Origin of the sequence: Winslowiella iniecta, from assembly GCF_001267535.1 — a bacterium.
Classification (GTDB): domain Bacteria; phylum Pseudomonadota; class Gammaproteobacteria; order Enterobacterales; family Enterobacteriaceae; genus Erwinia; species Erwinia iniecta.
In genome coordinates this window covers 137,575-146,772 of the sequence record NZ_JRXE01000003.1, presented here as the reverse complement: position 1 = coordinate 146,772, position 9,198 = coordinate 137,575, and the positions used below count along the sequence as shown (strand labels likewise).

Below are 9,198 nucleotides of genomic sequence, written 5' to 3'. Positions count from 1 at the left end.
ACTCTATCAGCTTGATAAGGAGGAATGGGTATGAAACGGATTAACGCACTGACCATTGCCGGTACCGATCCCAGCGGCGGCGCAGGCATTCAGGCCGACCTGAAAGCGTTTTCGGCGTTGGGCGCTTATGGTACCAGTGTGATTACCGCGCTGGTAGCGCAAAACACCCGTGGGGTGCAGTCGGTATACCGCATTGAGCCAGAGTTTGTTGCTGCACAGCTGGATTCAGTGCTGTCGGATGTGCGCATCGATAGCGCAAAAATCGGCATGCTGGCGGAGTGTGATATCGTTGATGTGGTCGCCGATAGTTTGCAGCGGGCGGCGCTGCCGTGGGTGGTTCTCGATACCGTGATGCTGGCAAAAAGTGGCGATCCGCTGCTGTCGGTAAAAGCGATTGATACCATGCGTCAGCGCTTATTGCCGCAGGTTTCGCTGATTACGCCAAATATCCCGGAGGCGGCGGCGCTGCTGGATTGCCGTATGGCGCGCAACGAGCAGGAAATGCAGGCGCAGGGGCGCGCCATGCTGGAACTGGGCTGTCAGGCGGTGCTGATGAAAGGCGGTCATCTCAGTGAGCATGAAAGCCCTGACTGGCTGTTCACCGCCGATCTTGAGCAGCGCTTTACCGCGCCGCGCGTGGCGACGCGTCATACCCATGGCACCGGCTGTAGCCTGTCGGCGGCGCTGACGGCGCTGCGCCCGCGGCATGAAAGCTGGGCGGCCACGGTTGAAGTGGCCAAACACTGGCTGCAAGGCGCGCTGGAACATGCTGATTCGCTGGAAGTGGGCGGCGGCGTTGGGCCAGTGCACCATTTTTATCGCTGGTGGTAGGGCATCACGCCAAAACTGCCATTTTTGCTGCGGATCGTTCTGAAAAATGGAGTCAGCAATTTGCCTTAACCACATGTTTGGGTCCAGGCTGAGGTGGGTCGGCGACAGTCGACGGTCGGGCCGAAGAAATTCGGCCCATCACTTATCTTTCAGGAGCTAGCATGACGGACATCGTACAGTTATTGGGCAAAGAAGCTGATCACCTTCTGCAACATCGCTGCATGACCATTCCAGCGGAAAGCCTGTATTTGCCAGGCGCGGATTATGTCGATCGCGTGATGATCGATAACAACCGTTCTCCTGCCGTGTTACGCAATATGCAAACGCTGTACAACACCGGGCGGCTGGCGGGCACCGGCTATCTGTCGATTCTGCCGGTTGACCAGGGCGTAGAGCACTCGGCGGCGGCCTCGTTTGCGGCGAACCCACTCTATTTTGATCCGAAGAATATTGTTGAGCTGGCGATTGAAGCTGGCTGTAACTGTGTGGCCTCTACCTACGGCGTGCTGGCTTCGGTGTCGCGTCGCTATGCGCATCGCATCCCGTTTATGGTCAAGCTGAACCATAATGAGACGCTGAGCTATCCGACCCAGTATGATCAAACGCTGTATGCCAGCGTCGAGCAGGCGTTTAACCTCGGCGCGGTGGCGGTCGGTGCCACGATCTATTTTGGCTCTGAGCAGTCGCGTCGACAGATTGAAGAGATCTCCGCCGCCTTTGAGCGGGCGCATGAGCTGGGGATGGTGACCGTGCTGTGGGCTTATCTGCGTAATAATGAATTTAAAAAGGATGGCACTGACTACCACGCCAGCGCAGACCTGACCGGTCAGGCTAATCATCTGGCCGCCACCATTGGCGCGGATATTGTTAAGCAGAAAATGGCGGAAAACAATGGCGGCTATCAGGCGGTGAAGTTCGGTTATACCGATGAGCGCGTTTACAGCAAACTGACCAGTGAAAACCCGATTGACCTGGTGCGTTACCAGTTAGCCAACTGTTATATGGGCCGTGCCGGATTGATTAACTCCGGTGGCGCGGCTTCCGGTGATACCGATATCGCCGAGTCGGTGCGTACTGCGGTAATCAATAAACGTGCCGGTGGTATGGGGCTGATTCTGGGACGTAAAGCGTTTAAGAAGTCGATGAAAGACGGCGTGGCGCTGATTAATTCAGTACAGGATGTGTATCTGTCAAAAGATGTCACCCTCGCGTAACCGTTTTTCGGGCGGTGTTCTCGCCGCCCGTAGCAAAGATTTTCACCGCCACAATGATGGTGTTACACCTGCTCAAACCACTCGCTATTCTGTTCAGCAATTGGCGTTATCGAGAAAATCATCTCCTGCAAATGGCGGCGCAGGGCGCTTTCGGCGGCATCGGCATCGCCATCAACAATCGCCTGATAAATCAGCTGATGTTGTTCAATTAAACTTTCCGGCGGTGACACTTCACTGAGTGTCAGAAAGCGCACGCGATCCATGGTCGCTTTAATATTTTCCACCGTTTCCCAGGCCAGTTCACACTGAATGCTTTGCGCAATCAGCCGGTGAAATTCATCATCCAGCAGTAAAAATGCCTGACTGTCATGGCGCTGAGCGGCCAGCCGCTGCAACTGTAAATTGTGCTCCAGCTCGGCTAACGCGGCCGGATCAGCCTGTAACGCCGCGCGGCGGACGACCGCCACTTCGACCGCCTCACGGATAAAACGCCCATCGGCCACGCGCTGTGCAGAGATTTTGCGCACAAAGGTTCCGCGCTGCGGCAACACCTGTACCAGTCCGGCTTCTGCCAGTTTGATAAAGGCTTCCCGCACCGGCTGGCGCGAGACATTAAACCGGGTGGAGACCTCTTTCTCCGACAGCAACGCACCAGGATGAATAGCGCAGGTGACGATATCCTGGCGCAAAAAGCGGTAAATCTGCTGATTAACCGGTTCGCTGGCAGTTATGGTGTAGGGGATCGACATCAGCAACATCCTTTTTGCGGCTAACGCAGTGGTCAACCAGGCTGGAAAGCTTTCAGTCTAAACAGCCCGGAGCGCCAGCGCCAGCGCTTTTAGTAGTGGCTAATCAACTGCTTCACCGTCTCTCTGGCCCCTTGGGTTTGCAGCTGTTTATAGAATGTAGCGACGCGTTCAGCCACCAACGGGCTGGTTGCCAGCTCACTGCCAAAAATCGCCTCCAGCGACAGCAGTGCCTGAACGCGTGCCGGGCCATCCGGCGTGGCGGCAACGCATTGGGCGAATTCATCTTTTAACGGGTCGTTGATGATAATGGCTGCGCCTTGCTCATCGACGCCGCCGATATAGCGCATCCAGCCCGCCACGCCGAGCGCCAGCAGATCAAATCGACTGCCATTTTTCAGGTGCCAGCGCATGCTGTCGAGCCAGCGCTGTGGCAGTTTCTGGCTGCCGTCGCTGGCAATCTGGTAAGTGCGGTGCTTAATCGCCCGATTCTGATAGCGGGCAATCAGGGAGTCTGCATAACCGGGCAGGTCAACGTCAGTAGTCCTTAGCGTCGGTGCCTGCTCGGCCAGCATCAGCTGACGGGCAGCGATCAGGAAGTTTTCATCCGCCATGCAGTCGCTGATATGCTGATAACCCGCCAGATAGCCGAGGTAAGCCAGGAAGGAGTGGCTGCCATTTAGCATCCGCAGTTTCATCTCTTCGAACGGCAGCACGTCGGCTACCAGCTCTGCGCCCGCTTTTTCCCACGCCGGGCGGCCGCTGACAAAATTGTCTTCAATGACCCACTGGAAAAACGGCTCACAGACTACCGCGACCTCATCGCGACAGCCCAGTTTGTCACTGACCGCGCTTAAGGTTTCTGGCGTCATCGCCGGAACAATGCGGTCGACCATGGTGGACGGAAAAGCTATCTGCTCAGCGATATACTCTGCCAGCGCGCTATCCTGTTGCTGCGCCAGCTGTATCACCACCTGACGGGTAACGCGACCGTTTTCCGGCATATTGTCGCAGGACATCACGCTGAACGGGGCTAAACCGCGCTGGCGACGGCGTTTAATTGCCGCGATAATCAGGCCGGGCAGTGAAACCGGCGCATCGGGCTGGCGGACATCATGCTGAATCGAGGGATGTTGCAGATTCAGCTGGCCGCTGGCGGGATGATGGCAGTAACCTTTTTCCGTCACCGTCATCGAAATAATCGCCACATCCGGCTGACTCATCGCTTCAATCACTGCGTCAATCCCCTCACTCTGGCCATGCAGCGCATGTTTCACCACGCCAATCACCCGGGTCGACAGACTGTCATCAGCCATTTCCGTGACGCTGTACAGCAGCGACTGCTCGCGCAGCGCGGCAATCAGTTCGCCACTGTTCAGATTCACTTCGCAGAGACCCCAGTCGCTGCGGTGGTCGCTGGCCAGTTTATCGCAGCACAGCGCCTGATGAGCGCGATGAAAGGCACCAAAACCGATGTGGACGATGCGGGTGCGCAGCGCGGAACGGTCATAAGTCGGAAGCAGTTCGACGGAGAACATAATCAATCCTTATCCAGAGCAGGGCGCACGCCGCGCCCTGAATAATCAGGCCGAAACCGGCTGAGTGGGCGCTTTCGGGCTTTTAATCAGTAACAGCACCAGCATGGCACCAAGTGCGGCAATCACCCCTGCCAGCACAAAAGCGCTGTCAAATTTACCGGTGTTCTGCACGATATAACCGGTAGCGATCGGGCCGATAATGCCGGAAATACTGCCGATCAGATGAATAAAGCCGCTGATGCCGCCAACACGGCTTTTATGCACCACATCCTGAATAATCGCCCAGTAAATCGCGCCGGTGATATACAGGAAGAAGATGGAAACCGACATCAGCACCACGGCGGAAGTGACCCCTTGTACCGTGCCGGCCAGCGCCACACAAATCGCCGCCGCCAGTAACGAGACCACCAGCACAATTTTTCGCGACAGCAGCAGCCTGCCGGTGATCTTAAAGATCTTATCGGAAATCAATCCGCCCAGAGCCAGGCCAACAAAGCCGACAATCCACGGGATCATGGTGGTAATACTCATCGACTTAATATCGAGGTTATGCGCCTGCACCAGATAAGCCGGGAACCAGCTGAGGAAGAAAAACAGAATGTAGTTGTAGCAGAAGAAGGCGAAGGCAGTGACCAGAATCACCGGCTGACGCAAATAGTAACCGAGGCCATGCGCCGACTGGGCGAGATCCTCTTCTGCACTGATGGACTCCTGTTTCATCTGCTCGATCAGTTCGCGCTCTTTCGCCGAAACCAGTTTGCTTTTGGCCGGATTATCCGCCGAGATAAAGAACCAGAACACCATCCAGACAATACCAATCGAGCAGATAATCATAAACGCCGGACGCCAGCCAAAGGAGAGCGCCAGATAGCCGACAATCGGCCCGGCTACCGCACCGCCCAGCGGCGAACCGGCACTGAGAAAGCCCATCGCCGTTGCGGCCTGTTTTTTCGGGAACCAGCCGTTAATGGCTTTATTGGCCGAGGCGCAAATCGGGCCTTCCGCCATACCAAACAGCACGCGCAGAATCAGCATGGACCAGAAACCGGTGGCAACTGCCGTCAGGCCACAAAACAGTGACCACATCCCGACCGCGACACCGAGTACCAGCGTCGGGCCATATTTATCGGTCGCGAGGCCGCCAATAAAGTTAAACAGCGCATAACCAAAAAAGAAGCTGCCGAAAATCATGCCGAACTGTTCAGCATTCAGCAGCAGATCTTTTTCGATCATCGGGACGGTAAGTGACAGGGCGACACGATCGAGGTAATTGATCATGTAGACCAAAAATAACAGCAGCACGATTGTCCAGCGCAGGTTCTTGAACATGATGACTCCGTAACCGTTTTAATTATAGGGACAGCAGGCCTGGTGGCCACCGGCAAACACCGGCGGCAGGTAAAATTAATCCACTTTTAAAATGACTTTGCAGCAGTGACGCGGCTGCTTTTCAAACAGCGTCATTGCCTGTTCAATCTCACTGAGCGCAAAGGTGTGGGTGACCAGCTTCTCCGGCTGAAGCAATCCCTGTTCTATCCAGCCGATCACCTGCGGAAAACGTTTGCTGTTCAGTCGCGAGGTAAACAGTGACAGCTCTTTGCTGGTCAGACTCTGTTGTGTCAGGGTGCAAGGCTCGCCGGAGAAACCCAGCAGGCCGATACGCGCCGCCGGGGAGGCGAGCGCCACCGCTTCGGCTAAAATCGACGGATGGCAGGCGGCATCAATAATCAGCGTCGGCTTAATGCCGTCCAGCTGGGCATCAAGCGGCAGCTGGCTATTATCAATCATCCGGTCTGCGCCGTTTTGTTGCGCCAGCGCCAGCCGTTCTGGCAGACGGTCAACGACAATCACCTGTTGTACGCCATACACCCCTTTCAGCACCTGAATCGCGGTAAGGCCCATCGGACCGGCACCGTAAATCAACGCGATATCGTTAGCGGTGGGTTGCAGGAAAGCGGTGATATTGGCGGCAATGGTAAACGGCTCTACCAGGCTGGCCAGCGTATCGGGAATGCTTTCTGGTAACGGCCAGGCGTTGTCCGCCGGTGCCAGCGCATACTCGCTAAAGCCACCGTCGCGATGCACGCCAATCACCTGCAATTCGCTACAGACATTGGGACGACCCACCGAGCAGGGATAACAGTGTCCGCAACTGACCACCGGATCGACCGCCACGCGTTCGCCGATGCGGCGACTGTCGATACCCTCACCAACTGCATCAATCCGGCCAAAAAATTCGTGGCCAATAACGCGTGGATAGCGCGCAAAAGGATTATGGCCGTGCCAGATATGCACGTCAGAACCGCAGATACTGGCATACTGCACTTTGACCCGCACTTCACCCGCTGCGGGTTGCGGCAGCGGGCGCGTTTCAATGGTTAAGCTGCCGGGACGTTCAATCACTACGCTTTTCATTCTCGTCTCCTTACCAGTTCCACAGGGTGCCGTCTTCCAGACGCGCCACCGGCAAATACGCGGGCTCATAGGGATATTTCGCCGCCAGCTTTTCATCGAATTCGATGCCGAGACCCGGTTTTTCACCCGGATGCATATAGCCGTTATCAAAGCTCCAGCTGTGGTTAAACACTTCCAGCATCTGTTCGGAGTAACCCATATACTCCTGCACGCCAAAGTTCGGCACCCAGAGGTCGAAATGCAGCGCTGCCGCCATACAAATGGGCGATAAATCGGAAGGGCCGTGGGAGCCGGTACGCACCTGATACAGCGAGGCGAAGTCGGCAATGCGGCGCATGCCGCTAATACCGCCGGCATGGGTAATGGTGGTGCGGATATAGTCGATTAACTGCTCTTCAATCAGCTGTTTACAGTCCCAGATGCTGTTAAACACTTCACCGACCGCAATCGGCGTGACGGTATGCTGACGAATCAGACGGAAGCTTTCCTGATTTTCTGCTGGCGTCGGATCTTCCATCCAGAACAGACGATAATCTTCGACACTTTTACCGAAACGCGCCGCTTCAATCGGCGTCAGACGGTGATGCATATCGTGCAGCAGATGTTCGTTGAAACCGAATTTGTCGCGGATAGCCGCGAACAGTTTTGGCGTGAAATCGAGATACTTTTCCGTCGACCACAGCTGCTCTTCCGGCCAGTTGCCCTTGGTCGCCGGTTCATAAGCCAGTCCTTTGCCTTTCGCCATGCCGTAAGTGGTTTTCATACCCGGCACGCCGCACTGGGCGCGAATTGCTTTAAACCCCAGCTCTTTATGGCGTGCGTAGTCGTCCATCACTTCATCAATACTGTGACCGGTGGTGTGGCAATAGACCATCACGCCGGTACGCGATGCGCCGCCCAGCAACTGATACAGCGGCATATTGGCGGCTTTGCCTTTGATATCCCACAGCGCCATATCGACCGCAGAGATGGCCGACATGGTGACCGGGCCACGACGCCAGTAGGCACCCTTATAGAAAAACTGCCAGATATCTTCGATCTGATGGGCATCGCGGCCAATCAGCTGCGGACAGATATGATCTTTCAGATACGACGCCACCGGCAGTTCACGGCCATTTAGCGTGGCATCGCCGATGCCGGTCAGGCCTTCATCGGTGGTAATTTTAACGGTGACGAAGTTTCTTCCCGGACAGGTGACAAATACTTCGGCATTAACAATTTTCATCTCGATAACCCTGTGACTGCGTTCGATGATGAAAAACTACGCGCAATTATACTACCATACAAGTTGCTCGCTCAGATTTGCGGCGTCGATCACGTTGTCAGTCAGTTAACCGCTTGGGACACATTTTTGCATCCTGCATGCCATCAGGACGGTAACCGAAAATGGGATACTGGCAGTTGAATAATTAACCCACTAACTACACCACAGGAATCTGCCAAAAAATCGCCAGAACCACAGGCAGAATAAAAATAGCGTGATCAACGTTAAATATCCGCAACGCGTACTTTTTTTCAGGCTAAAGAAAATAAACGGTGAAATTATTAATAAACTAAGCGGGGCAGTGAAGTCACGAATATCATCGACGACAAACACCCGCCGTGCATCGCAAACGTTTTTGATCTCATCGCCGTCGATATAAAGTTCTTCTTTGAAATAAGAGTAGTAAAAAATAAAGAATAGACAAAGTAAAAGGCTAATAATACTTAGAGTGAACTTTTTCCAGTTCATTAATATGCTGCCATAATCATATTTATTGTTACCTTCTTCTCCAGTATACGTCTGCCATAAGAACTATAATTTATTTGATATTTATATCAAGAGATTGCCTGAATCGCCTGCCTTCCCCAATCACTGAGGAAGGCCGCATAATAATTAAGCCAGCAATTCACAGGAAGGCGGCAAACGGCATTGCAGCGCATCCGGCAGCACTTCAATGCGGAATTCGCTGCCGCTTAGCGGTTCGCCGTCGAGGTTAAACGTCATTTCGTTCGGCGAACGAATGGTCAGCCACGGCAGTGAGGCGGTGACCATATTCGGATTGTCATCATCACGGGTTAATGAGTGCAGCAGGGTAGGGAGGATTTCCTGCGAGGTAACGATACTCAGCTCCAGCGCGCCATCATTAATCAACGCGCTCGGGCATAAACGTTGACCGCCGCCCGCCTGACGACCATTACCAATGCCAATCACTAACGCATCCCCTTGCCAGGTAAAATCCGGCCCCTGAATTTCACAGCTGTCGGCTTTTAGCTGATCCATACGCATCAGGCCGTGAATAAAATAGGAGACACCGCCCAGCGCGGATTTCAGTTTCTCCGGCGTTTCTGTGGTAATACGCGTGCCAAATCCGCCGGTTGCCATATTAATAAAGTAGCGCTGCTGATTAACACAGGCCAGATCGATGCTAACCGCTTTGCCGACAATCGCCAGTCTTAATGCCTGTTCCATAT

General features: G+C 54.5%; 9 protein-coding genes. 2 read left to right on the top strand and 7 right to left on the bottom strand.

Annotated elements, in window-relative coordinates; translation table 11 throughout:
- Positions 1-30: 30 nt before the first annotated feature.
- The gene (thiD, locus tag NG42_RS02910) at positions 31-831 is read left to right on the top strand and encodes a bifunctional hydroxymethylpyrimidine kinase/phosphomethylpyrimidine kinase (protein ID WP_052897643.1); all 801 of its coding nucleotides are present in this window, start codon (positions 31-33) and stop codon (positions 829-831) included.
- Positions 832-992: 161 nt separating this feature from the next.
- Positions 993-2,045, top strand: a complete 1,053-nt coding sequence (fbaB, locus tag NG42_RS02905; RefSeq protein ID WP_052897640.1) for a class I fructose-bisphosphate aldolase — start codon at positions 993-995, stop codon at positions 2,043-2,045.
- 62 nt (positions 2,046-2,107) lie between these two features.
- Here fbaB and NG42_RS02900 read toward each other — a convergent pair whose 3' ends face one another.
- The 7 genes from NG42_RS02900 to yegS all read right to left on the bottom strand — a co-directional run.
- Positions 2,108-2,794: a GntR family transcriptional regulator gene (locus tag NG42_RS02900; RefSeq protein WP_052897637.1), complete on the bottom strand. Its 687-nt coding sequence runs from the start codon at positions 2,792-2,794 to the stop codon at positions 2,108-2,110.
- 89 nt (positions 2,795-2,883) lie between these two features.
- Positions 2,884-4,329: a mannitol dehydrogenase family protein gene (locus tag NG42_RS02895; RefSeq protein ID WP_052897634.1), complete on the bottom strand. Its 1,446-nt coding sequence runs from the start codon at positions 4,327-4,329 to the stop codon at positions 2,884-2,886.
- 45 nt (positions 4,330-4,374) lie between these two features.
- Entirely contained in the window at positions 4,375-5,658 is a 1,284-nt protein-coding gene (locus tag NG42_RS02890; protein ID WP_052897631.1) for an MFS transporter, read from the bottom strand.
- Positions 5,659-5,733: 75 nt separating this feature from the next.
- Complete coding sequence (locus NG42_RS02885) at positions 5,734-6,744, bottom strand: Zn-dependent oxidoreductase (protein WP_052897628.1); 1,011 nt, start codon at positions 6,742-6,744, stop codon at positions 5,734-5,736.
- Positions 6,745-6,754: 10 nt separating this feature from the next.
- On the bottom strand, positions 6,755-7,969 hold the full coding sequence (gene manD, locus NG42_RS02880; protein ID WP_052897626.1) for a D-mannonate dehydratase ManD: 1,215 nt from the start codon (positions 7,967-7,969) through the stop codon (positions 6,755-6,757).
- A gap of 192 nt (positions 7,970-8,161) precedes the next feature.
- Positions 8,162-8,476: a DUF2645 family protein gene (locus tag NG42_RS02875; protein WP_072133297.1), complete on the bottom strand. Its 315-nt coding sequence runs from the start codon at positions 8,474-8,476 to the stop codon at positions 8,162-8,164.
- Positions 8,477-8,620: 144 nt separating this feature from the next.
- Positions 8,621-9,198, bottom strand: a 578-nt coding sequence (gene yegS / locus NG42_RS02870) for a lipid kinase YegS (RefSeq protein ID WP_072133742.1), incomplete at its 5' end; no start/stop codon positions are given.